Raw genomic sequence first — 24,825 nt, 5'->3', positions numbered from 1 at the left:
TCAGGACACAAACAGGGGATTAATCAAGGGTGTTTGGTGTTGTTTCATCGGCACCATATGGGGAATTGACATTCTATATAAATCAATAAGTTACAGCGCATTATTAATGTAAAATATTCGTTAAGTTATTGATTCTATTCACATTTTTAGATTTCTGTCTTGACTTGTCATGCAATTAGTCATAAAGTGCAATATTGTGGAGTAAAGTAGTATTTTAGTGGGTAATTGTAGTGTTTTACGGTGAAGTCGCATTAAATTTGGACGTTAAGGGCCGACTGGCGATACCTTCGATGTATCGTCAGCCGATCAGTGACGCCTGCGAAAACCGTTTGGTTTTGACCTACAATGCTTATGAGAATGATTCGCTGTGGCTGTATCCTGAACATGAGTGGGAGAAGGTGCGGGATTCAGTGATGTCATTGAGTACATTTGACCCCATGCATCGGGCCTTGCAAAGGCGTCTGGTTGGTAGTGCTTTTCACGTAACGCCAGACAAGGGGTCGAGGATTTTGTTACCCATCACCCTGCGTCAGGTTGCCTCGATGGAGAAGCGGGTGGTGATGCTGGGTTTGGGTGGTAAGTTTGAAATCTGGAATGAAGATGCTTTGCAAAAGACCAGGCATCAGGTTCCTGCCATGAACGGAGAAGTCTCCGATGCCATGAAGTCATTGGTGTTGTGATGGACAGTCAGCAGCATCAATCAGTTCTACTCAATCAGGCAGTGGAGGCCCTCTCTGTGAAGCCTGATGGCCGATACCTGGATGGTACCTTTGGGCGGGGAGGTCACAGTCGTCTGATTCTCTCTGTTTTATCACCGACTGGCCGGCTGGTGGCGATTGATTGCGACCCCGAAGCCATTGCGGTGGCCAATGAATTGGCGCAGGCGGATGGCCGATTGCTTGTCTTGGCTGGAGGCTTTGAGGAGCAGATTGAACGTTTGGTGGCAACCGGTGAGCGGTTTGATGGTTTGTTGTTTGACTTCGGCGTGTCCTCGCCACAGATTGACCAGGCCAAACGGGGGTTCAGTTTCCAGCAGGACGGCCCGTTAGATATGCGCATGAACAATGGCGGTGGCATGACCGCTGCAGAATGGCTGAACACTGCAGAAGTGGATGACATGAAGCGGGTGTTCTGGCGTTATGGAGAAGAAAAAAACGCCACCAGGATTGCCCGTAAGATTGCTGAACGAAGGGTTGAGCAACCTTTGGAAACCACATTTGATTTGGTGGAAGTGGTCAGTGCAGTGAATCGGCGTGACAAGAAACATCCTGCCACCCGGGTTTTTCAGGCCATCAGAATTCACATCAATGATGAGTTGGGGCAGATTGAACGCATGCTGCCTAAGGCGCTTGATCTGCTGGAGACAGGCGGCAGGATGGTGGTGATCAGCTTCCATTCGCTCGAAGATCGGCTGGTGAAGCGGTTTTTCAGGTCCATGTCGCAACCCCCTAAAGTGGATCGCAGAATGCCGGTGATTCCCGCAGATGCGCCCAAGCCAAAACTGAAGTTGTTGGGTAAACCTGTCAAAGCGGCAGACCATGATGACAACATCAGGGCACGCAGTGCCATCATGCGGGTGGCGGAAAAAAGATGAGTGTACAGCATGGTACAACGGCGTTGTTGGTGCTGCTGCTGGTGTGGTTGTTGGTGGATTACGTCTATTTTCAGAATGAAACCCGCAAGTTGTTTGCCGCCACCCAAAAAATAGAGAAACAAAAACTGGACATCAATGCAGAATGGGCGCGATTACAAATTGAACGCTCCACACTGGTTGCCAACAACCGGATTGAGCAGGTGGCCAGAGAGCAACTGGACATGAAGTTGCCAGAAGAAGAACAGATTATGGTCATAACACGATGAGAAAATCTCAGCACAAACCAGTCAACATCAGTTTGCGAATAGCCATTGTCATGGCTTTTTTGCTGTGTTGTTTTGTGGTTGTGGTGGTGCGCGCCTTTTCTATTCAGGTTCGCGGTGCAGAGTTCTATCAGAGTCAGGGTGAAAAGCGCCATGTCAGAGAAGTTGAAATCCCGGTTTCCAGGGGGTCTATTTATGACCGCAATGGTGAGCCATTGGCCCTCAGTACGGCGATGGTTTCTGTGGGCATTGTGCCTGGTCAATTGCTGGATCAGTTCAGTAAGGTGGAGCAGCTGGCAGAAGTCTTGGATCTGGATGCCGATGAGCTCAAACAAATCATCACCTCGAGAAAAGATAAAAAGTTTCTGTACATCAAGCGTCGAATCACACCCATGCTGGCAGAATCTGTGCAGGCGTTGAACATGGAAGGAGTGGTGTTTCGCACTGAATTCAAGCGTTACTATCCGGCCGGAGAAATTTTGGCCAATGTGGTGGGCTTTACTGATGTTGACGACGTTGGTCAGGAAGGACTTGAGCGAACATATGACAATTGGTTAACCGGTACATCAGGTAAGAAAACGGTGGTCAAGGACTTGCTTGGTCAAGTGGTCGCTGACATTGATGTTGATGAGTTGGAAGCTGCCAAGCCCGGTAAAGACCTGCATCTAAGTATAGATCGCAGGTTGCAGTATGCGGCTTATGTTGAGTTGAAAAAAGCCGTGTATCAACACCAGGCCACGTCGGGTTCTGCGGTGGTGCTGGATGTGAAGACCGGAGAAATCCTGGCAATGGTTAATCAGCCATCGTTTAATCCCAATGGCAACAAAGAAACCAATGACGGCCTGCGAAACCGCTCTGTCACAGATATCTATGAGCCGGGATCAGTGATGAAGCCGTTTGCAGTGGTGGCTGCGCTGGAAAGTGCCGAATATACGCCACAATCAGTGGTGAATACATCTCCGGGTGAATATGAAGTGGATGGTTTCGTGATTCATGACTTCAGAGATTATGGCGAATTAAGCTTGGTTGATATCCTGGTGAAGTCAAGTAACATTGGGGTGGCTAAATTGGTGCTTGGTCTGGGTAAAGAGCATTTGTGGGATGTATACCATCGTTTTGGATTCGGACAATCATCTGGCAGTGGTTTTATGGGCGAGTCTACCGGTTACCTGCCACACCACAGCCGCTGGCGTACTGCTGACCATGCTGCTTTATCGCGTGGATATAACCTGTCAGTCACCACCTTGCAGTTGGCGGCGGCCTATGGCACATTTGCCAATCAGGGGCGTTACCGCTCGCCCACCTTCATCAAGGGCAATGTCAATGAGGACAAAGCCATCATTGACCCCATGATTGCCAGTCAGTTGACCGACATGTTGTCGCATGTGGTAAATGATACGGAAGGCCATAAAGCGTTTATCCCTAATTACAGTGTGGCTGGTAAAACAGGGACAGCCAGAATTGCTGAAAATGGTGGTTATTCAGACAACTACATTTCTTCATTCGTGGGTTTTTCACCGGTTAATTCACCGCGGTTGGTAGTGGCTGTAAGTGTCAACAATCCCCGTGGTGAAGACTATTATGGAGGCCTGGTCGCTGCACCGGTGTTCAGTGAAATCATGAAAACCGGTTTGCGGTTATTGAATGTGCCGGCCGATCAATTGAACAGAACCCTGGTGGATACCAGTGTGCAGGATGCAGGAGTCAATGATGGTTGAGTGTCATTTGAATCAGGTACTTGGCTGGTTGAAGCTGCCGGCAAGTGATGAAAACCTGCAGGTCAGTGGTTTGTCTATGGACACCAGAACCATTCAGGCTGGAGATGTGTTCATCGCCATGTCAGGATTCAATGTGCATGGGATGGATTATGCCTATCAGGCTGAGCGGGCTGGTGCTGTGGCAGTGATCACAGAGCCGGTGAAATCAGGCAGGGCGAAAAAAGCAGGTCGGCAAAAGCCACTGACTATACCGGTCTTTGAGTGTGCGGATCTGGGTGCTCGGTTAGGCCATCTGGCCAGCAATTTTTTTGGTCGGCCAAGTGAAAAGATGAGCGTGACTGCGATCACCGGCACCAATGGTAAGACGTCAACAGCATGGCTGTTGATGCATGCTCTGGAACAACTGGGTATCAAAGCCGGCTATATGGGCACTCTGGGGGTGGGTGATGTCAATGAACTGTCTGCATTAGCCAACACCACGCCATCAGCCATTGATGTGCAACGGTACCTGGCGTTGATGGTTGAGCAAGGCATCAGTCATGTGTGTATTGAAGTTTCGTCACATGCCCTGGATCAACACCGGTTTGTTGGCACCCAAATTGAACATGCGGTGTTCACCAACCTCAGTCGGGATCATCTGGATTATCACCGCACCATGAAAGCATATGCTGCGGCAAAGTTAAGGCTGTTTACTGATTTTGGTGCCCGTTATTTGGTGATGAATGCCGATGATGAATGGGGTGCCCGATGGATGGATTCGCTGGATGCCGAAAAAGTCATCAGCTATGGTATGCATAAGCCAGCAGATTGGCAGGCCGGTGAAATCAGTCTCAATGCAGAAGGCATTGCATTCCGCTTGAGTCTTGCAGCGCAGAATCATCAAGTGAAAACACAGTTGTTGGGTGATTTCAATGTGGAAAATATGTTGGCAGTTATGGCTGTGCTGCAGAGCAAAGGGTTTGCCATGGAGCAGATCCTTGAAGTGGTGACTGAATTGTCACCCGTCCCTGGCAGAATGAATCGCATTGACATCAAAGCCAATGAGTCAACACTGGTTATCGATTATGCCCATACTCCAGATGCCCTGGAGCAAGTGTTAAAAGCATTGAGGAAGCACGTTGACAATGAGTTGTGGTGTGTTTTTGGCTGTGGTGGAAATCGTGACAAAGGTAAACGACCAATGATGGGCGCGATTGCTGAGCAATATGCCGATCATGTGATATTGACTGATGACAATCCGCGTTTTGAGTCTTCGGCTCAAATTCTGGCTGACATTGAGTTTGGCATGCAAACCAAGCCTCATGTGATCGCCAACCGACAACAGGCAATCGCATATGTCATTGATAAAAGCCAGCCAGGAGACATGGTGTTGGTGGCTGGCAAAGGGCATGAGTCATCCCAGGAAATAGCGGGTGAATTGCATCACTTTAATGACATGGAAGTGGTGAAGAAGCTGATAGGGGTGGCTGCATGATACAAATGAATGTGCATCAGATTTCAGCCATTGTCGGTGGTAGCATGGTCGGCAAAGAAGCCCGTATTCGCGGCGTGGTTATGGATTCGAGAGCCGATTGTGCTGGTCGTTTATTTGTGGCCTTGCCCGGAGAGCGTGTGGATGGCCATGACTGGTGTCAGCAAGCGGTGGCCAAGGGTGCGGCGGCCGTCCTGGTGGCTCGCCCGGTTGAAGTTGATGTGCCGCAGGTCATTTGCGAGGACACCTTGGTTGCTTTGCAGGCACTGGCCTTTGCATGGATCCGACAGGTTCCCGCAAAAGTGATTGGAATCACCGGTTCCAATGGCAAAACAACAGTCAAAAACATGCTGTACAGTGTTCTGGCTCAACGGCATCAGTGCAGTGCCACTGCAGGCAACTACAACAACGAAATCGGAGTCCCTTTGAGTTTGCTGGAAGTCAGTAACACCGATGAATTTGCTGTGATTGAAATGGGTGCAGCAAAGTTGGGAGACATTCGATTGCTGGCAGAGATGGCCAACCCTGACATGACAGTCATTACCAATGTCAGTCAGGCACATCTCGGACGTTTTGGCAGTGAGCAAAACATCGCATCCGGCAAAGGTGAAATTTTTCAGGCTTTAAGCAGCACAGGCGTGGCCATCATCAATGTTGACAGTTCATACGCAGACATGTGGCGCCAATCTACACAGGCAAGGGTTGTGACTTTTGGAGAGTCCGAAACTGCTGACTATCGGTTGCTGGAATCAGCTGGTGGGTTTGACATCAGGTATGGTGATTCACTGCGAACGCCAGTTGAGTTACCGGTATTGGGTAAACATAATTTCATCAATGCCTGTACGGTGTTTGCCATGGCCAGAGAATTGGGTTTGTCAGAGCCGGAGATCATCAGTGGATTGCAGCAATTTATCCCGGAGAAGGGGCGGTTAAACCGCTTTAAGCTGACAGAAAAGTTGACGGTGATAGATGACAGTTACAACGCCAATCCTGCGTCACTCAAAGCCGCTATTGATGTGCTCAGTGCGCAAAAAGGTCCCACAACCCTGGTGGTTGGAGACATGGCCGAGTTGGGTGAATCAGCTGGCGAATGGCACCGTCAGGTGGGCTTATATGCCGGACAACAATGCATCAGTCAGGTGCTGGCAGTCGGCCAATATGCGCCTCAGGTTTGTCAGGGTTATGGTCAGCTTTGTCATCCATTCAACGCAGTCAGTGATTTGCTTGAACATTTGTCCACAAAACACCTCGCTGAAGGCACGGTCCTGGTGAAAGGATCCAGAAGCATGCACCTCGAACAGGTGGTAGAGTATTTGACGTCAGGAGCAAAGCAATGATTTATTGGTTGGCCTCACAATTCAGTGAGCAGTTTTCCGGACTGAACTTGTTCAGTTACCTGACGTTTCGGGCCATCATGGCTGCACTGACGGCCTTGTTGTTGTCTTTGGTGTTGGGTCCATGGTTCATCAAAACATTGCAAATCAAGCAAATTGGTCAGCAAGTCAGATCTCTGGGTCCTGAGTCACACCTGAGCAAACAAGGCACCCCGACGATGGGCGGTGCCATGATACTGGCGATCATTATCATGAGTACGTTGTTGTGGGCAGATCTGAATAACCAGTATGTCTGGCTGTGCCTGTTTGTGTTGTTTGGTTTTGGGGTGATTGGCTGGGTTGATGATTACAAAAAAATTCATTTAAAGAGCTCTGCCGGTTTGGCGGCTAAATGGAAATACACCTTCCAGTCGTTGGTGGCAATCATTGCGGTGCTTTACCTTTATTTCTATGGTCATGAGAGTATTTCGACACAGTTGGTCATTCCTGCCATCAGTAATTACAACTGGGCATTGGGTGTTTTGGCCATTCCATTGGGTTATTTCGTGATCGTGGGTTCCAGTAATGCCGTTAATTTAACCGATGGCTTGGATGGTCTGGCCATCATGCCAACGGTTTTGGTGGGTACTGCTCTGGGTGTGTTTGCATATGTTTCAGGTAATGCTGTGATTTCAGATTATTTGTTGCTGCCATTCATTCCTGGTACCGGCGAAATGGTGATTTTTTGTGCGGCAATTGCGGGATCTGGCCTTGGGTTTTTGTGGTTTAACACTTATCCGGCTCAGGTCTTTATGGGCGATGTTGGTGCATTGGCGTTGGGTGCTGCATTGGGATTGGTGGCGTTCATTACCAGACAGGAATTTGTGTTTTTCATCATGGGAGGTGTTTTTGTCATGGAGACAGTGTCAGTTATTTTGCAGGTTGCATCATACAAAATGACTGGTAAACGAATATTCAGAATGGCTCCTATTCATCATCATTTTGAATTGAAAGGTTGGGCTGAGCCCAAAGTCATCGTTCGGTTCTGGATCATTTCCATCATCTTGGTGTTGATTGGTCTGGCCACATTAAAGATCAGATAAAAATGGGTAAAAAGTCAGCCAAAACAATCAAAGTCAGCTGGTACGCCGTGGGGGTGGACGGCTGGCTGATGGCTGCCTTTTGTGCATTGCTGGCAATCGGTGCAGTGATGGTTGCTTCATCTTCAATAGCGGTGGCTGAAAACACCGTGAATGACTCCTTTTATTACTTTAAAAGACATGTGCTGTTCATTGTGTTGGGCGGATTGGTTGCTGTAGCCATTATGAACATCTCAACAGACTGGATCAACCGGCTGTCCAGGCCGGCATTGATCTTGGGTATATTGTCCTTGGTGCTGGTGTTGATCCCCGGGATCGGTGTTGAAGTCAACGGAGCCAAACGGTGGATTAATCTGGGTATCTCCAGATTCCAGGTGGTCGAGGCAGTGAAGCTGGCATTGATTGTGTCACTGGCCACTTATGTGGTCAAGCACAAGAAAAGTATTCAGCACTCTATGCTGGGGGTTTTGAAGCCTTTACTGATGGTTGTGGTGATAGCTGTTTTATTGTTGATCCAACCAGATTTTGGATCGGCGGCACTGTTGATGATCATTACCCTGGTCATGATTTACATCGCTGGCGCCAGGTATCGTGATTTGACTGTCATCAGTTTATTGGCTGGTTCAGCCATGGCAGTGATTGCCTGGGCAGAACCCTATCGGGTCAAGCGATTGGTTAACTTTGTTGACCCCTGGCAGGATCCTTACAATGCCGGATTTCAGTTGGTTCAGGCATTGATTGCCATTGGACGGGGTGAAATTTCCGGGGTGGGCATAGGATCCAGTGTGCAGAAGTTGTTTTACCTCCCGGAGGCTCACACAGATTTTATTTTTGCCGTATATGCCGAAGAAATGGGCTTTTTGGGTGTGCTGCTGATGATTGGCTTGTTTGTGGTGCTCATCTACCGGATTTTTAAAGTGGCCAGGAATGCCTTTGATAATGGCAATGATTTTGCAGGCTTTATGTGTACCGGAATAGCTGTTTGGCTGGCCTTGCAGGCTTTCCTGAGTATGGGTGTGAATCTGGGGCTGTTGCCGACCAAAGGACTGACGTTGCCTTTTATTTCATCCGGTGGTAGTGCCATCATGATAAATATTGTGGCCATTGGATTGGTCTTCAGAACATCATTTGAGAATCGTAAATTGAATTACCGCAGTGGTCATCAGGAGGTGCAGGCATGAAAGTAGCAATAATGGCTGGTGGCACAGGTGGTCACATTTTTCCAGGCATCGCAGTGGCCAAAGCCTTGCAGAAAAAAGGCCATGAGGTTTACTGGCTTGGTGCTCAGGGCGGCATGGAAGAGCGCATTGTCAGACAGTATGGAATAAGGTTGACCCTATTGCCGATCAAACCACTCAGGGGAAAAGGGGTGAGAGGCATGTTGATGATGCCATTCAGGTTGTTGAAAGGCATTTTTCAGGCGCGTAAATTTTTTAAACAAAATAACATAGATGCAGCAGTGAGTATGGGTGGCTATGTGGCTGCTCCGGGTGGTTTTGCCACTGCGTTGTGTGCCACCAAGCTGATTGTCCATGAGCAGAACAGTGTGTTTGGCATGACCAATCGCAACCTGGCTAAACGGGCAGATCTGGTGATGACTGGGTTCGACCTGAATGGTGATCACCAGTCCAGATGGGTTGGAAATCCAGTAAGGGACAGCATAGCCCATATTGTTAAGCAGCACAATCGGGTTTCTCCAGTGAACGTTTTGGTTTTGGGTGGTTCATTGGGAGCACAGGCATTGAACACCAGGCTGCCAGAAGTTTTGAGTGAGTGGATTACCTCAGGAGCCATCAAAGTTAAGCATCAGTGTGGCAGAAACAAGTTTCGCATGACCGAAGCAGCTTATGGTGATTTGGCGCCTGATGTCGATATTCAGGAGTTCATTCAGAATATGGCAGCGGTGTATCAATGGGCGGATATTTGTATCTGCCGCGCCGGTGCATTGACCATTGCAGAAATCAGTGCCGTAGGCATACCCAGCATTTTTGTCCCCTATCCGCATGCTGTTGATGATCATCAAACCCACAACGCCCTGTCATTGGTGAATAAAGAAATGGCCATGATCTGGCAGGAAAGTCAGCCTGAAGAGGTGTTGATTAATCAGTTCAGACAATTGATGGACCTGGATTGCAGACTGAAAATGCACGAAGCACTGATGTCAGCCCGCAAATCAAGTGTGGCAGAAAAAATGGCTGACCTGATTGAGCAGGTGGTGGCATGACATACCTTAATCCAGAACATAAATTTGCCAGCCGCATGCGCCGCATACATCTGATTGGCGTGGGTGGATCGGGCATGTCAGGTATTGCTGAAGTGTTGCACAATCTGGATTTTGCCGTCAGTGGTTCTGATATGCATGCCAGCAAAGTAACCGCCAGATTGATCCGGATGGGTATTCGTGTCCACATCGGTCATGATGAAGCTTTGATTGGAGAGGCAGATGTGGTGGTTTATTCATCGGCCATACGACCGGAAAACCCCGAATTACAAGCAGCCAGAGCTAACCAGCTGCCGGTATTGACCCGGGCTGAAATGCTGGCTGAACTGATGCGGTTCAAAGTGGGAATAGCAGTGGCTGGAACACATGGTAAAACCACAACCACCAGTTTGGTGGCAAGTGTTCTTGCTGAGGCGGGATTGGATCCGACGTTTGTTATTGGCGGCCTGTTGAATGCATCAGGCACCAATGCCGGCTTGGGTACCAGCGAATACCTGGTGGCCGAGGCCGATGAATCGGATGGATCATTTCAATTGTTACAGCCGGTGGTGGCGGTGGTTACCAACATTGATGAAGACCACATGGAGACCTTTGACAATGACCTTGATCAGCTGAAGCAATCATTTGCAACATTTTTGCACCGGGTGCCTTTTTATGGAGTAACGGTGTTGTGTGTGGATGATGATCATGTCTATCAACTGTCGCAAAATATTTCACGTCACCAAATCACTTATGGTATCAGTGAACGGGCTCAGATCAGGGCGGTGAATGTGACTCAGCAGCAGCAACACATGTTTTTTGATGTGGAAATGGAAGGTGCAATCATGTTGCAGGATGTGCAGCTTAATCTGCCTGGTGAACACAATGTGCTTAATGCACTGGCTGCCATTGCCATTGGTATCGAACTGGATGTCAAAGCCGATGACATGAAGCAGGCATTGCTGAATTTCAATGGTGTTGGCAGACGATTCAATATCTATCCTGACCACTCACTGGGCGGACAGCAAGTGACCCTGATAGATGATTATGCTCATCACCCAACAGAATTGCATGCGGCCATCAGGGCGTGTCGCGAAGGTTGGCCTGCTCATCGCCTGGTACTCGTGTTCCAGCCACACCGGTATTCCAGAACCAGAGATTTGTTTGACGATTTTGCTGATGTGTTGAATCAGGCTGATGTGCTGGTGGTTAATGAAGTTTATCCGGCAGGTGAAGCCATCATATCAGGAGCCACTGCCAATGACCTTTGTCGCAGTGTGCGAAACCGGGGCAAACTTGATCCGGTGTTTGTGCATGATTTGCAGGGTATTCCTGATGCGCTCAGTCACGTGGTTCAAAATGATGATGTGGTGTTGATGGTGGGTGCTGGCAGTATTGGCGCACTGATTCAGGAAATGACGGGTGGGGGGCGTGACGATGAATAAACGAGTGGCCTTGCTGATGGGCGGTAACGGAGCAGAAAGGAAAGTGTCTCTGAACTCAGGGGCGGCTGTAAAAGCGGCGTTGAGTGCTCTGGGACATCAGGTCACTGAGGTTAATGACACAACGGCATTGAAGCAGTTGGATAAACAGCAGGTTGACGTGGTCTTTAACATTCTTCATGGTGCAGATGGTGAAGATGGTCAGCTGGCTGCCTGGTTGAATATGGAAGGTTATCTCTCAACCAGTTGTGACTACATGGGTGCGTGCCTGAGTTGGCACAAAGACAAAGCCAAAATCCTGGTTGCTCAGGCAGGCATTAAAACCCCGGAAAGCCAGTTGCTGGAACATGAAGATGAGTTGATCGTAACCCAGGCTGCCAGTTGGATTGTTAAACCAGCTTGTGAAGGGTCCAGTGTTGGCTTGTACAAAGCCGATGATGAACAACAGCTCAGATTGGCGGTCAGGTCCGGCCTTGAGCAAACCAAACAAATTCTGGTGGAAACTTTTGTCCGTGGAATGGAGTGTACTGTAGGCATCGTGAATGGCCAGGTATTGCCTGTGGTTGAAATTGAGCCAGCAGAAGGTTTGTATGATTACCAGGCCAAGTACCACAGCCAGTCGACCCGTTATCATTGCCCGGCAAGGTTGTCAGAAGAAATTCAAAAAGGCCTGAAGGCTGATGCCAGCAAGGCGTTTGACGTATTGCAGATCAGTCGTTGGGGGCGGGTTGATTTCATCGTCGATGATGAAGGCAACCGGTGGTTCTTGGAAGTCAATACCACGCCAGGCATGACCACCACCAGCCTGCTGCCTAAAGCAGCGAGTCAACATGGATGGTCATTTAATCAACTGGTGGCAGAAATACTGCAGACCAGTGGGGTCATGACCGATGAATAAGACGCTCCAGTTAACCATCATCATCAGCTTGCTGGTTTTACTGCTGGTGGTGGCCATGATGAGTGGCCTGATACAGTCAGATCGCTGGCGGGTTACACAGCTTGAGGTGGCTGCTGAATACAAGCGAATCACCCCGGAACAACTGCGCTTAATGGTTGCGAAAACACCGGAACGGTCTTTTTTCAGACTCAATGCTGAACAAGTCAAGAGTAACATCGAATCGATGCCATGGGTGCGTTATGCCCATGTGGTTAAACAATGGCCTGACACCTTGAGGATAACCCTCAAGGAACACCAGGCAGTGGCCATCTGGAATGACAATGAATTGCTGAATCAATCCGGCCAGGTTTTTAAAGTGGATGCAGTCAGTCAACTCAAAGCGTTGCCCAAATTATTTGGCAATGACGAAGATTCAAAAGCCACGTTGGAGAGTTTCAATCGCTTTAACCAGTTGTTGCAGCCGGTGGGTTTTGAAATCAGCCAGGCTAGGGTTAATGAGCGTGGTGCCTGGGAATTGATTTTGCGGAATGGATTACAAGTCATCCTCGGTTCAGAGAAACATGAAGCAAGAATACTTCGGCTCGCAGAAACATGGGAAGAATTACTGGCTGCATCAGATCGATTGCCGGAGTTAGTGGATCTGCGTTACAGCAATGGATATGTGGTTCGCTGGCGTGAAAATAATGAACTGACAGAACAGTTGCTGTCATTTGCACACAACGAAATGGGATAACGATGGCGAAACGTCAAGAAACAAAATTACAAGTCGGGCTGGACATAGGCACATCCAAGGTGGTCGCCATTGTGGGTGAATTGCATCAGGATGGATCCATTGAAGTGGTAGGCATTGGCTCCTCACCTTCCCGTGGTTTGAAAAGGGGTGTGGTGGTAGATATTGAGTCAACTGTTCAATCCATCAAGCGGGCCATCGAGGAAGCAGAGCTGATGGCCGGTTGTGAGATACAGTCTGTGTATGTGGGAATTGCCGGTAGTCACATCCGATCAATCAATTCTGACGGGATTGTGGCCATCAAAGACAAAGAAGTCAGTCGCACAGATGTAGAGAAAGTTTTGGATGCAGCCAAAGCGGTGCCGATCCCAAACGATCAAAAAGTACTGCATGTGTTGCCACAGGAATATGTGATAGATGGTCAGGATGGAATCAGACACCCCATTGGCATGTCCGGAGTGAGGCTGGAGGCCAGGGTGCATTTAATTACAGGCTCAGAAAGTGCCGCGCAAAACATCAGTAAATGTGTGGCCAGGTGTGGCTTATCCGTTGACCAGATGATTGTTGAACAATTGGCTTCATCTACGGCGGTGCTGACCGAAGATGAAAAAGAGTTAGGCGTATGTATGGTTGACATTGGTGCAGGCACCACTGACATTGCGGTTTTTACCCAGGGAGCCATCAGACATGTGTCTGCGATCCCCATCGCCGGAGATCAGGTCACCAATGACATTGCGGTGTCGATGCGCACCCCAACTCAGCATGCTGAAGACATTAAATTGAAATATGCCTGTGCTTTGCGCCAGCTGGCCTCTCCTGAAGAGACCATTTCAGTGCCTTCAGTGGGTGATCGGCAACCACGCCGTCTGGCCAGACAGACATTGGCCGAAGTGGTCGAGCCAAGATATGAAGAATTGTTCAGTCTGGTTCAGGCAGACCTGCAACGCAGCGGATACATTGATCTGATTGCAGCAGGTATTGTGCTGACTGGTGGAGCGGCCCGAATGGAAGGGGCAGTGGAATTGGCTGAAGAAGTCTTCCACGTGCCAGTCAGATTAGGCGTTCCGGTCGATGTGGCCGGGCTGAAAGAAGTGGTCAGTAACCCCGTTCACGCAACGGGAGTGGGGTTATTGCAATATGGCGGCAACACTGATTATGTGGCCGACAATGTGATGGAATCAGAGGGTTGGTTCCAGAAGTTTAAAAAGTGGTTTTTGGGTGACTATTAATGACCACTGAAATCAAAATAATGAATTAGTAACCGGAGGTATAACATGTTTGAATTAATGGAAACAGAAAACACAGGCGCAGTCATTAAAGTGATTGGTGTCGGTGGAGGAGGTGGCAACACCGTCCAGCAAATGGTCGATGCAGATATCGATGGCGTGGAGTTTATCTGTGCCAACACCGATATGCAGGCATTGGATAAAACCCATTGCAAAAATGTGGTCAGAATTGGCCAGAATGTCACTAAGGGTTTGGGCGCAGGTGCGAACCCTGAAGTTGGCAGGCAGGCGGCACTGGAAGATTCTGAGCGCCTGAAGGAATGTTTGGCAAACACAGACATGGTGTTTATCACAGCAGGCATGGGTGGTGGTACTGGTACAGGTGCCACACCAGTGATTGCACAGATAGCCAAGGAAATGGGTATCTTGACAGTTGCTGTGGTCACCAAGCCATTTCCTTTCGAAGGGAAACGACGTATGGATGTAGCCAATAAGGGCATTCAGGATTTGGAACAGCATGTGGATTCACTGATCACCATTCCCAATGCCAAATTATTAACTCATTTTGGTCGAGACGTGACTTTGCTGAATGCGTTTAAAGCTGCCAATGACGTGTTGCAGGGTGCTGTTCAGGGTATTGCTGAACTGATCACCTGTCCCGGACTGGTGAATGTCGATTTTGCTGATGTAAAAACCGTGATGTCGGAAATGGGTATGGCGATGATGGGTTCGGGTGCTGGAAAAGGCGATGACCGGGCAGCAGCTGCCACTGAATTGGCCATGAATTCACCATTGTTGGAGGACATTGACATGCACGGTGCCAATGGTGTGCTGGTTAACATCACAGCTGGTATGGACATGACCATCGGTGAGTATGAAGAGATTGGAGATCTGATCAAAGAATACGCATCTGATGAAGCCACCGTGGTGGTTGGTACTTCGATTGACATGGACATGAAAGATGAAATCAGGGTCACAGTAGTTGCCACAGGTTTGAACAAGTCTGTTAAGCAAAAACAGTTCAAGTCAGTGGAGATCGTCAGGAATGCCACCAATAATCAGATTGAACAGCCCATCCGGGCCAGCCGCGATGATCAGGGCCATGGTGAAGACAGCCGGCCGGTATCAGGTCATGCTGTGGTTGATCAATTGAGAGACAACAAACCTGCTGAGGACAATGACGATTATCTGGATATCCCAACCTTTTTAAGGAATCAATTGGATTGATTGGTTTATTCAGTGATTGAATAACCCCGTTCAATTGCTGAAAATGAACGTCAGCCCAGGTCGGCCACACACCTCCGGTGGCCGGCCGCCTTTGCTTATTGGTAAAGGCGAGGGTGGGTTCAGCACCTGAAATTTTGTGGTAAAAAAGTCACAATAGTTGTATTAATACCACATTTATTCCTTATAACGCCAAATTTGTGTGATACAATTCACCGAATTCTGCATTAAGTATCAGTATGATTCGCTTATGATTGCACAACAGACATTAAAAAACACCGTTCGGGCCACAGGCGTTGGCATCCATTCCGGACAAAAAGTATTCATTACATTAAGACCAGCTCCCGTGGATACGGGCATTGTTTTTCGTCGTGTTGATTACAAGCGACCAGTTTCAATCAAAGCTGCGGCCACCCAGGTGGGTGAAACCAGTATGTCAACCACATTGATTAAAAATGGCATTAAAGTGGGCACCGTTGAACATCTGATGGCGGCTTTTGCCGGCATGAACATTGATAACTGCTATGTGGATCTGAGTGCTTCAGAAGTACCGGTTATGGATGGCTCTGCAGGACCATTTGTGTTTCTGATCCAGTCTGCTGGTATTGAGCAGCAGGAAGCACCAAGAAAATTCATTAAAATCAAAAAACCAGTCAGAATTGAAGTTGAAGATAAATTTGCCACCCTGGCCCCCTATGCCGGCAGTAAATTTTCTTTTGACATTGAATTTGACCACCCGGCATTTGAAGACCACTGTAATCATGCCGACATCGATTTAAACACCCAGTCTTTCATCAAAGAAATTTCAAGGGCCAGGACGTTTGGTTTCATGCGGGATATTGAAATGCTGCGCAGTCACAATCTGGGATTGGGCGGTTCAATGGACAACGCCATTGTGCTGGACGATTATCGTGTGTTGAACCATGATGGTTTGCGATACGAAGCAGAGTTTGTCAGACATAAACTATTGGACGCCATTGGTGACATTTATCAATTGGGACATCCAATCATTGGTGAGTATCACGGATACAAGTCTGGTCATTTCCTCAATAATGAACTGGCGCGAGCCTTGTTGGCCGATGAGTCTGCTTTTGAAGTGGTTACCTTTACTTCAAATAAACACAAAGCAGAATCCATGTTGCCTCAAGGGCTGCTTGCCTGAATGAATCTGTCCATCAATTCTGATGGGTTCTATATAAAGATTGCTGATCAATCTTCCAACTGAGATTGGGCAAAATCCACATCAAGCGTTTGGAGTGCATCCAGAGGCTGTACCTGTGCAGCTTGCTGATAATAGTCTGTCGCCCGCTCCATCCCTTTGTCACCCTTGAGCAGTAGCCAGGCATTGCCAGCTTCAATCAGGTTGATGGCGTTGGGTTCCAGCTCCAAAGCCTGATCGATGTGTTTGGCTGCAGTTTTGGCATTGGCTCCATAGGTCAGGCCACCGAGTGTTGCACCCACCTTGTCAATGATTTCGGCATGGTACATCGCCATAGCCAAATGGGCTTCGGCATGATCAGGTTGTTCGGCCAGTACATCGGTGAGCAATTGTTTAACCTTACCGCCCAGGCCTTTGGTCAAGGCTTTGGTGATCGAAATGGATTGTGAATACCGGCCCATGGCCAGGGCAGTGGTGAAGCGGTTGTTCACATCTTCACTGTCACTGCTTTCACCCAGTTGATAGGCTTCTTCCAGCAACTCCACACATTCATCTTCATCTTCACAGACATAGTCGGTATAAGCAACCACTGAGCGCATCACCACAGGCAAGCCAATGTCACCCAATGTGCCTGCGAGTTCAGCTGCCCCGGCGAAAGCGCCGTTGTGAAACATCAGCCAGGCTTCAAGCAATTGACCTTCTGGCAAAGGAGCCAGATCAGCAGCATGCAATTGTGACCAGATTTCAGTCAGCTGTTCTTTTGAGTAGGTTTTGGCAAAGGCCGGATCAATGGGATCCCAATGGGTGGTTTTCATGATTAATTTCTTTTTTTTAAATTATTTCAGTGATTAGTGTGTTTACTCTATGTTGCTTGATTACTATACCCACATCATCAATAAAACACAACTTAATGAGGTGTCACAAATGAATACAAAACAAGTTAAAGATTCAGTAAGAAATGCAGTTTTGGCAGGATTGGGTGTGGTTTCAATCGCTCAGAAAGAAGCGGCCAAAGTTTATGGCAATGTTTCTAAAGAAGCCAACAAATTTTATGGCACTTTGCTGAAAGAAGGTCAATCGCTGGAAAAGAAATCCAAAAAATCTGTCAATGAGTTGACCAGCAAAGCCGAAGGTAAATTCAACAACATCAAACAATTGGCCACCAGCAAGTTTTCGAAAATTGAAAATGTTTTTGAAAACAAAGTTGAAACTGCTTTGACCAAACTGGACATTCCAACTGCAGAAGACCTGAATGGTTTGACCAAACGGGTTGATACATTGATCAAAGAAATCAAGAAGATTGAAAAGAAAGCTGCTTGATCGGCATCGCTTTTTAATCACGAGCTTGTACCTCGTCCCCCAGCAGCAGCCAAGGAAGGTTGCTGTTTTTTTTTGCCTGAATAAATCTTGATTATCAGTCAGGCAAACACATATCATATACTTGTATATCTGACTATAAAAACTCATGACACTCAGCCTGACTCAACAAGCAGCCGATCGCATCCTTCATTTCATGTCTCTTGATCAACAAGCCGTTGGTTTTCGGGTCGCTGTCAAAAAAATGGGTTGTTCCGGATGGGGTTATGATGTGTCACTGGTCAATGAAGTGCAGCAGAACGAAGTGACCATCACAGACAAGGGCGTTACCCTGGTGATACCCAAAGATGCCCTGGACAAAGTAGAAGGGACTGTTATTGATTATGAAAGACAAGGCATCAATCAAATTTTTGTTTATAAGAACCCCAATGCCACGGGATCCTGTGGTTGTGGAGAAAGCTTCACCACCAATTGACTCATTGACAGCGACTGATGCGCTGTGCAATCCTCGGTCTGCCTACCTGGCTGACCACCAGTGCTTTGCCGTGTTCTGCACCCCGTTCATCGCAGAATCGTATGCTGAGATTTGTGCCCGGTGAAAATCCGCTGCGGGTAAATCTAATGGCACTGCGAAAACGTGAAGACATTGCCATGATGCCTGAAGACAACGGTTCACCAGCCAAAAGCAAAACATCCTGGTCATTGTGTTGACGGTCCTGGTTCAGATCGGCGAAAACCAAATAGCCCTGATGCCATTGGCCTGTCGCCTCACAATGTTGAAAACTGGTCGAGGGACAGATCACTATGTGCTCAGCCCGGATGATACTTTGACTGCGGGCAAAATTAACCGCAGCTGAGAATTGATTGATCGATTGAGTCAATAATTGATTGTTTCTGAATTCCCGGAAAGAAGGGTAACCCCAACTGAGTAACAGTGTGCTTATCAAGAGTGTCACTATCAAATCAATGACGGTGAACCCGCCTGGTAAATACTGTGTGCTTTTCATGATTGATTTTCATCTTCGGTTAAATGGCCTTCAGTATCAGCTCGAGAGAGAATCATCTTCAAACGTTGTTTTATGACCAGCCCATCAAATTTCTCTGACCAGGTCATCGATTGATGACAGGGAAAATCAGACAAGGTCACTTGAATCGGTATGGGCAGGAACCTATAATCGACTTTTATTTTATTGGGAATAACAATGGCAAGAGGAATCAACAAAGTCATCCTGGTCGGCAACCTGGGTAATGACCCGGAAGTGCGCTACACACCAGCCGGTGCAGCAGTGACCACCATTTCTGTGGCGACCACTGAAAGCTGGAAAGACAAAGAAGGCAATCGTCAGGAAAAAACCGAATGGCACCGGGTGGTGTTCTTTAGCCGATTGGCCGAAATTGCCGGTGAGTACCTGAAAAAAGGCAGCCAGGTTTACATTGAAGGTAAACTGCGTACCAATAAATGGCAGGATCAGAGTGGTCAGGACAGATATACCACAGAAATTCTTGCCAATGAAATGCAAATGCTGGGAGGCCGAGGTGATTCAGGTGGCGGTGGATTCGGTGGTGGTCAGTCCATGCCATCAGCACCGAGACCCAACAACAATCAGAAACAACAAAACAATGATCCGGTTTCTGGTTTTGATGATTTTGATGATGAAATTCCATTCTGATAAACATTTCGGAATCAACAATAATGACAAAAAAGACCCCGTGATGGGGTCTTTTTTTGTTTGGGTGTCATGAATTTTGTCCGGATGGCGTAAGAAGCATCATACGAGCAATGGAAACTGATATGAAAACAATAAAAGTAATCGGTCTGATGATTGGCATGTTGGCCTTCGGGTCATCATTTTCAGCGACCCTGTACGTGGGCACAGGGGCCCAGTGTAATGGATCAAATCATTTCAGCAGTCTGACACTTGCCCTTGCTGAAGCAGCTTTAAATGGTGTGGGCACCAATGACGAGATCAGGTTAACCAACACCGTGACTTATACCGGTAATGGAGATGGTGTCAATACATTGACTGGCTGGAATCCTTCGATTTCTGGTGAGCTGACCGTGGTGGGAGGCTTTGCTGACTGTGACTCACCAGGCAGCAGCGGCATCACTTCAATCGGAGGGGGCGCAGGTGCGGTCTTTGATATCAGTGGGAATTCAGTGGTCAGGCTAAGGAATTTACAGGTATTCAATTCGCAAAGCAGGGGGCTTATCGTCAGAGAAAGTTCGGTGGTGTTTCTGGAGTCGGTTGATGTGTCTGGCAACGCAGCCGGCCTCCGGGCGCTGGATGGTTCAATTGTGTCTGTTGATGCTGGCAGCATCATTCAGAACAATGGTGATTTATCGGCCATACCCAAAGGCGGCGGTATTTGGTGTTTTGGAGCCAATACCGAGGTCTATGTGTTTGGCGCTGTGGAGAGAAATCAAGCCGTATCAGGAGGCAATCTGTACGTTGAGGATGGCTGTTTTGTTCAGCTGGAGGGTGGCAGTCGCATCAGGGGCGGTAACAGTTCATTTCAGTACAGTGCCAATGACGGTGGTGGTGTCATGGTGCATGACGGAGGTGAATTGTTTGCCAATGGCGGTGCCAGCCGCGTTCAAATCACCGATCACTGGGCATTCAATGGTTCGGGATTGTATGTTCACGGTACTGGCCGGGCCACTTTGTTAAATACCTACATTGCCAACAACAGAGCAGATATCAGAGGTGCCGGATTGTACGCGGTTGATGGTGGAACCGGGTCCAACCAGGTGGTGATGGATCGTGCCCAGGCTTGTCCTTTTTTGATCAGTTGTTCTGAGTTCCAACAAAATACATTTGCGGAAAATGTGGTGTATGTGTCTAACTCAAAAATACTCATACAAAGAACCTTATTTGATCGAAATGAATATACTTTCAATTCAACCGATTTCAATGGCCTGGTGTCAGTCAGTCCGGGTTCCGTATTGCAAATGAGTCATGTCAATATGATCAACAATGAAGCTCATTTCTTATGGGAGAATTTTGGCACATCTGAATTGTCACACATCACGGCAGTTGATAACTACAAAGACATGGTTGGGGGTGGAACTGAAAACGCTTATGTCTGGTTCAGCACAACCGGCAATCTGCGCTTTGAAAACTCCATTTTTCAGGATACCCTGGGGGGGCAGAACGCGCCAACCACTACACCGGATGTTTCCGGTAAGTGTAACTTGATTGACAATTCAACCGATTGGCCAGTGGGTGCTTTTGTGATTGGTTCAGCTGATTTCATTAATTCAGCGGGCGGAGATTCACGTCAATTGTCCAGCTCGGCCGGTGTTGACATGTGCCTGGAAGATACATTTGCCTGGAGTACGCACAGGGACATTGAGTATCAGGATTCTCCGGTCAATGAAAACACCAATCCCCAAGGTATGCCTGGAGAAGCCGGTGGTTTGTATGATGCCGGGTTTGACGAGGTGTATGACAACATTGGCACTGATGAGTTTTTGTTGACGGTGCAAAAAACAGGCTCAGGAGAAGGGTTTGTGATCAGTGATCCGCTGGGTATTTCTTGTGGCACCGATTGCACTGAGGTGATTTTTAATGGCACTTTGGTGGAGTTGTCGGCAACCGCTTTTTCAGGCAGTGATTTCATAGGCTGGAGCAACTGCCCATTACCCAATGGGACCACCTGCTTTATTACGGTTACAGCAAGTACCACCGTTGGTGCAGTTTTTCAGCCGGATGATTTGATATTCAGCAGTGGGTTTGAATGAATCGCTGCAGGGATGGCTTCGTCCATGTTGTCAGTGCTGGTTTATGGTATTGAGTTGTTGGTTGATAGCCGGGTAGTCCAAATTATGATCGGTGATGATTTGTCTTACCGATTGTGACAATGCGGAGGATTGGGTGGGGTCATCGTTTTTGATCAACCTGGCCCATTCCAGCATGGCGCTGAGGTGTTTTTCATCGGTGGGTCCATACAGGGTCTTTAATTGGGTCAGCCACAATTGAAAATACCGGTTCCCTTCAGTGGCTTGGTTTAAATGCCAAAGCGACATGGCATTCAATTTAAGCATGTTGGCCCGTTCGTTCTCATTGCCTTCAGTCCATTGGTTGATGTTTTGGGTGAATAATGCGCTGGCTTCCTGGTATTCACCAGCCATGTAGAGCACCCTGGCCAACACATTCCTGGATTGCAGGATAAAGCCGGCCCGGTCTGCATAATGGGCTTTGACGGTTTGCAGGTTGGCCCTGCTTTGTTTGATGGCCTCATCATGTCGTTCCAGTTTTGCCAGGGTCAGGGCCATTGATTGTTGGGTGAACAATGGCGAACGGTGAGAAATGCCCAGGTTATCCAGTTCAATCTGATAAATGGTTTCCAGGATGGTAATGGCTTCTGCAGATCGGCCTATGGCATTTAAAATGGTGGCCAGGTTGTATTGTGCAGCCAGGGCTTCCGGATGTGAGGGTGAAAAAATGCCGATCAACATTTCGGTGGCTATGGTGAATGAGTCTACAGCCTGGTCGAAGTCCTGCTCCAGATAGTAAACCATGCCTGCATTGCTGTGTGCCTGGGCCAGCCCTTCACTGACTTCACCGTACCTTTGGCGATAGAGTTGCTTGCTCTTTTCAGCTGAATCCAGGGCTTCTTTCAGCTGGCCTTCAAGGCGTTGAAACACCGAAAGTGAATTGTAAGCCAATCCCAGATCGGGATGTTGATCACCCAAGATTTTCTGAAATGTTGAAATATTTTGTTCGGTTAATTCTCTGGCTTTGCTGTATTGTCCGACACGGTCATGGTATTGAACCAGATCAGAATTGATTTTCAGGATAAAGACGTCTGTTTCTGGCAACTGTAAATCGGCTTTGAGTTTTTCAAGGATGGCAATGGATTGTTCAGACTGTCCATTGAGGTAGTGAATTTCGGCCAGTAATGCCTGATTATGTGCCTCATCTTTGGGATTCAGCGGTATGTGACTGAGCAGTTCAAACTCCAGCATGGCTTGCTCATGTTCACCAGCCTGGGCCAGTATGTTGCTGCGAACCCGTTTGATCGCAGCCTTGTGGCTGGGGTCAGAAAACCCCATTTCATGAATGTCTGCAAGCTGCTCATTGACGGCTTTGATCTGGCCAGATACGAAGTTGTATTGGACCAATAAAGCCAATGATGATTCATTGCCGGGGTCCAGTTCCAGTGCGGTGTTGAGCAGGTTGATGGCTTCCGGGTAATAGCCCAGGTTGCCATGGGCATTGGCCATGGCCTGATAGAGTTCCAGCCGGGTTTCACGATCCATGTTCTGATCATCGGTGATTTTTGCCGCTGCCTGTTTCAATAAGTCACGGGTTGACAGGTCAACGCCCTGGCTGGTATTCGGGTTGGTTACACTGAAGGCGTTGAGCATAAACTCTTTGACTGCATCGGCTTTTTGTGCCTCTCTTCTGATGGCTTGATTTTGCCAACTCAGGCCTGACACAGCCGTAATGACTGTCAACAACAGCAACACCAGGGTGGTGAACAAGGCCCGACGTCTGACGGCAAATCGATTCAAGCGGTACCACCAGGAATCTGCAGTTGCGGTGACTGGTTTGCTGGCCAGCCAATTGGCCAGGTCATCATCAAAAGCAAACATGTTCTGGTATCGCCGGGTCCTGTCGTGGCTGAGGGCCTTGCGCAAAATCTGACGCAAATCACGGTCATTCAGCGCCTGGTTAAGCAAATCATTGACATGTGCTTCATCATGCAGGCAATTGTTGAGTAAGCGATTGGCTGGAAATGGTTGCTGGCCTGTCAGTAAATAGACGGCCACTGCAGCCAGAGAAAACACATCAGAAGTGACATCAATTTGTCCTGCATTGATTTGTTCTGGCGATGCATAATGTGGGGTCAGTGCCATTAATGTCTGGCTGGGGTCATGCTGTTTACCAGGGGTCAGCAGCTTGGCGATGCCGAAGTCCAGAATTTTCAGTTGTTCCTGAGGCGTGATGAGCAGGTTTGATGGTTTAATGTCCCGGTGAATGATCAGGTGGTTGTGAGCAAACATCAGGCCTTCAGCAGCCTGACGGATCAGCGCGATTATTTGCCGGACAGTCAGCTTGTTTTGGCTGACATGTGCATCCAGTGGCAAAGCATTTTCGAGCAGTTCCATCACCAGGTAAGATTGACCGTCAGTGGTGGTTTCGCCATGATGAAAATCGACAATGTTGGGGTGATTCAATGAGGCCAGAATCTTTTGCTCAGCGAGAAAGCGGGTTTGTAGCTCAGTATTTTGTTCCGACAATGAAAAAACTTTGATGGCAACTGATTTTTGTGAGTCACTGTCAATTCGATTGGCTTTGAAAACTGTGGACATCCCCCCATGACCCACCACTTCCAGCAATTGATAACCACCCAATGTGTCACCACTGACAAATGCACAGTCAGGAGATTCAGGGATTAATTGACTGACCTGTTGGCTGAAATATATGCTGTCCTGCTGGTGATTGTTGATCAGTGATTTCACCAGTTCAAGGACTTCATCATCGAGGTGTTCGTAGGTATTCAGTTGTTGCAGCGCGACCTCGGATTCTTTACCGGCAAGCAGTTCGAAAATGTCGTTGGCCTGTTTGAGTTTATTCAGATCCATGATGATGCTCAATGATGGTGAGTATCAACGCCTTTGCCTGGTTCCATTTGCGGATGACCTGACGTTCAGAGAGCTGGTTGATTTCACTGAGTTCTTTGAAGGTGAAGCCAAAAAACAGTTTTTGCTGAAACAGTTCAGCCAATTCCTGATCCACAGCAAAAAGGTGATCTATCAGTTGATCAAGTTCAAGGTCATCAATTGACACATCATCCTGTCCCATGAGGTGTTGTAAGGTGATGTGTTCTATGTGCGCTTTGCGCTTGTCTCGGTTTTTGCTGCGAATTTGGTCGATGATGAAGCGGCGCATTACTTTAGACAGGTAATTCAGCAAGTGTTTACGGTCTTCAGGAGGGATGTGTTGTTGGCCGACCAATTTAAGGTAGCATTCATTGGCCACCACCGTCGGGCTGATGGTTTGGTGATTGTGAAACTGTTTCAGGTGGTAGGCCGCAATGCGTTTGATTTCATCATAAAGCAGGCTGTAGACCTGATTGAGGGCCTCTGGGTCATCATTGGTTCTGGTCAGTAATGTGGTTATGTCACCTGCTTGCATGGAATCATTCTAGCTGAAGGCTCAG

Annotated in this window: 23 protein-coding genes; 19 read left to right on the top strand and 4 right to left on the bottom strand. The window is 48.0% G+C overall.

Annotated elements, in window-relative coordinates:
• The first annotated feature begins 230 nt into the window (after positions 1-230).
• The 15 genes from mraZ (at position 231) to lpxC (ending at position 16,341) form a co-directional block, all read left to right on the top strand.
• Positions 231-680, top strand: coding sequence for a division/cell wall cluster transcriptional repressor MraZ (gene mraZ / locus B0475_RS14830; RefSeq protein WP_077412669.1), 450 nt, complete (start codon positions 231-233; stop codon positions 678-680).
• A complete protein-coding gene (rsmH, locus tag B0475_RS14825) occupies positions 680-1,594 on the top strand; it encodes a 16S rRNA (cytosine(1402)-N(4))-methyltransferase RsmH (RefSeq protein ID WP_077412668.1) in 915 nt (304 codons plus the stop codon). The genes mraZ and rsmH overlap by 1 nt, the downstream gene beginning before the upstream one ends.
• Entirely contained in the window at positions 1,591-1,860 is a 270-nt protein-coding gene (gene ftsL / locus B0475_RS14820; RefSeq protein ID WP_077412667.1) for a cell division protein FtsL, read from the top strand. Before rsmH ends, ftsL begins: the two co-directional genes overlap by 4 nt.
• Positions 1,857-3,575, top strand: coding sequence for a peptidoglycan D,D-transpeptidase FtsI family protein (locus B0475_RS14815; RefSeq protein WP_077412666.1), 1,719 nt, complete (start codon positions 1,857-1,859; stop codon positions 3,573-3,575). Before ftsL ends, B0475_RS14815 begins: the two co-directional genes overlap by 4 nt.
• On the top strand, positions 3,565-5,049 hold the full coding sequence (locus B0475_RS14810; RefSeq protein ID WP_157892996.1) for a UDP-N-acetylmuramoyl-L-alanyl-D-glutamate--2,6-diaminopimelate ligase: 1,485 nt from the start codon (positions 3,565-3,567) through the stop codon (positions 5,047-5,049). The genes B0475_RS14815 and B0475_RS14810 overlap by 11 nt, the downstream gene beginning before the upstream one ends.
• The gene (locus tag B0475_RS14805; protein ID WP_077412664.1) at positions 5,046-6,383 is read left to right on the top strand and encodes a UDP-N-acetylmuramoyl-tripeptide--D-alanyl-D-alanine ligase; all 1,338 of its coding nucleotides are present in this window, start codon (positions 5,046-5,048) and stop codon (positions 6,381-6,383) included. The genes B0475_RS14810 and B0475_RS14805 overlap by 4 nt, the downstream gene beginning before the upstream one ends.
• The gene (gene mraY, locus B0475_RS14800; RefSeq protein ID WP_077412663.1) at positions 6,380-7,462 is read left to right on the top strand and encodes a phospho-N-acetylmuramoyl-pentapeptide-transferase; all 1,083 of its coding nucleotides are present in this window, start codon (positions 6,380-6,382) and stop codon (positions 7,460-7,462) included. Before B0475_RS14805 ends, mraY begins: the two co-directional genes overlap by 4 nt.
• A gap of 2 nt (positions 7,463-7,464) precedes the next feature.
• Complete coding sequence (gene ftsW, locus B0475_RS14795) at positions 7,465-8,640, top strand: putative lipid II flippase FtsW (protein WP_077412662.1); 1,176 nt, start codon at positions 7,465-7,467, stop codon at positions 8,638-8,640.
• Complete coding sequence (murG, locus tag B0475_RS14790) at positions 8,637-9,683, top strand: undecaprenyldiphospho-muramoylpentapeptide beta-N-acetylglucosaminyltransferase (protein WP_077412661.1); 1,047 nt, start codon at positions 8,637-8,639, stop codon at positions 9,681-9,683. The genes ftsW and murG overlap by 4 nt, the downstream gene beginning before the upstream one ends.
• Positions 9,680-11,104 (top strand): UDP-N-acetylmuramate--L-alanine ligase, encoded by a 1,425-nt coding sequence (murC, locus tag B0475_RS14785; RefSeq protein ID WP_077412660.1) that lies wholly within the window; start codon positions 9,680-9,682, stop codon positions 11,102-11,104. Before murG ends, murC begins: the two co-directional genes overlap by 4 nt.
• A complete protein-coding gene (locus B0475_RS14780) occupies positions 11,097-11,999 on the top strand; it encodes a D-alanine--D-alanine ligase family protein (RefSeq protein ID WP_077412659.1) in 903 nt (300 codons plus the stop codon). The genes murC and B0475_RS14780 overlap by 8 nt, the downstream gene beginning before the upstream one ends.
• Positions 11,992-12,732, top strand: coding sequence for a cell division protein FtsQ/DivIB (locus B0475_RS14775; RefSeq protein ID WP_077412658.1), 741 nt, complete (start codon positions 11,992-11,994; stop codon positions 12,730-12,732). The genes B0475_RS14780 and B0475_RS14775 overlap by 8 nt, the downstream gene beginning before the upstream one ends.
• Positions 12,733-12,734: 2 nt before the next feature.
• Positions 12,735-13,958 (top strand): cell division protein FtsA, encoded by a 1,224-nt coding sequence (gene ftsA / locus B0475_RS14770; protein ID WP_077412657.1) that lies wholly within the window; start codon positions 12,735-12,737, stop codon positions 13,956-13,958.
• A 45-nt stretch (positions 13,959-14,003) separates the two neighbouring features.
• Complete coding sequence (ftsZ, locus tag B0475_RS14765; protein ID WP_077412656.1) at positions 14,004-15,182, top strand: cell division protein FtsZ; 1,179 nt, start codon at positions 14,004-14,006, stop codon at positions 15,180-15,182.
• A gap of 247 nt (positions 15,183-15,429) precedes the next feature.
• On the top strand, positions 15,430-16,341 hold the full coding sequence (lpxC, locus tag B0475_RS14760) for a UDP-3-O-acyl-N-acetylglucosamine deacetylase (RefSeq protein WP_077412655.1): 912 nt from the start codon (positions 15,430-15,432) through the stop codon (positions 16,339-16,341).
• Positions 16,342-16,388: 47 nt separating this feature from the next.
• Here the strand turns inward: lpxC and B0475_RS14755 are convergent, their stop codons facing one another.
• On the bottom strand, positions 16,389-17,153 hold the full coding sequence (locus tag B0475_RS14755) for a hypothetical protein (protein ID WP_077412654.1): 765 nt from the start codon (positions 17,151-17,153) through the stop codon (positions 16,389-16,391).
• 109 nt (positions 17,154-17,262) lie between these two features.
• On the opposite strand from B0475_RS14755, the gene B0475_RS14750 reads away from it, so the two are divergent.
• Both B0475_RS14750 and B0475_RS14745 read left to right on the top strand, forming a co-directional pair.
• Positions 17,263-17,658: a phasin family protein gene (locus B0475_RS14750; protein ID WP_157892995.1), complete on the top strand. Its 396-nt coding sequence runs from the start codon at positions 17,263-17,265 to the stop codon at positions 17,656-17,658.
• 145 nt (positions 17,659-17,803) lie between these two features.
• Entirely contained in the window at positions 17,804-18,130 is a 327-nt protein-coding gene (locus B0475_RS14745; protein ID WP_077412652.1) for a HesB/IscA family protein, read from the top strand.
• A 1-nt stretch (position 18,131) separates the two neighbouring features.
• On the opposite strand, the gene B0475_RS14740 is transcribed toward B0475_RS14745, so the two are convergent.
• Positions 18,132-18,662, bottom strand: a complete 531-nt coding sequence (locus tag B0475_RS14740) for a GspH/FimT family pseudopilin (protein WP_077412651.1) — start codon at positions 18,660-18,662, stop codon at positions 18,132-18,134.
• A gap of 195 nt (positions 18,663-18,857) precedes the next feature.
• Here B0475_RS14740 and ssb point away from each other — a divergent pair, with 195 nt between their 5' ends.
• Both ssb and B0475_RS14730 read left to right on the top strand, forming a co-directional pair.
• Positions 18,858-19,325, top strand: coding sequence for a single-stranded DNA-binding protein (gene ssb / locus B0475_RS14735; RefSeq protein WP_077412650.1), 468 nt, complete (start codon positions 18,858-18,860; stop codon positions 19,323-19,325).
• Positions 19,326-19,447: 122 nt separating this feature from the next.
• Positions 19,448-21,397 (top strand): hypothetical protein, encoded by a 1,950-nt coding sequence (locus B0475_RS14730; protein ID WP_157892994.1) that lies wholly within the window; start codon positions 19,448-19,450, stop codon positions 21,395-21,397.
• A 30-nt stretch (positions 21,398-21,427) separates the two neighbouring features.
• Here the strand turns inward: B0475_RS14730 and B0475_RS14725 are convergent, their stop codons facing one another.
• Together B0475_RS14725 and B0475_RS14720 are read right to left on the bottom strand one after the other, a co-directional pair.
• A complete protein-coding gene (locus B0475_RS14725) occupies positions 21,428-24,247 on the bottom strand; it encodes a serine/threonine-protein kinase (RefSeq protein ID WP_077412648.1) in 2,820 nt (939 codons plus the stop codon).
• Positions 24,234-24,800, bottom strand: coding sequence for an ECF-type sigma factor (locus tag B0475_RS14720; RefSeq protein ID WP_077412647.1), 567 nt, complete (start codon positions 24,798-24,800; stop codon positions 24,234-24,236). Before B0475_RS14720 ends, B0475_RS14725 begins: the two co-directional genes overlap by 14 nt.
• Between the last annotated feature and the right edge of the window lie 25 nt (positions 24,801-24,825).

Origin of the sequence: Marinicella sediminis, assembly GCF_002000055.1 — a bacterium.
Lineage (GTDB): Bacteria > Pseudomonadota > Gammaproteobacteria > Xanthomonadales > Marinicellaceae > Marinicella > Marinicella sediminis.
This window is presented reverse-complemented; position numbering and strand designations above follow the sequence as displayed.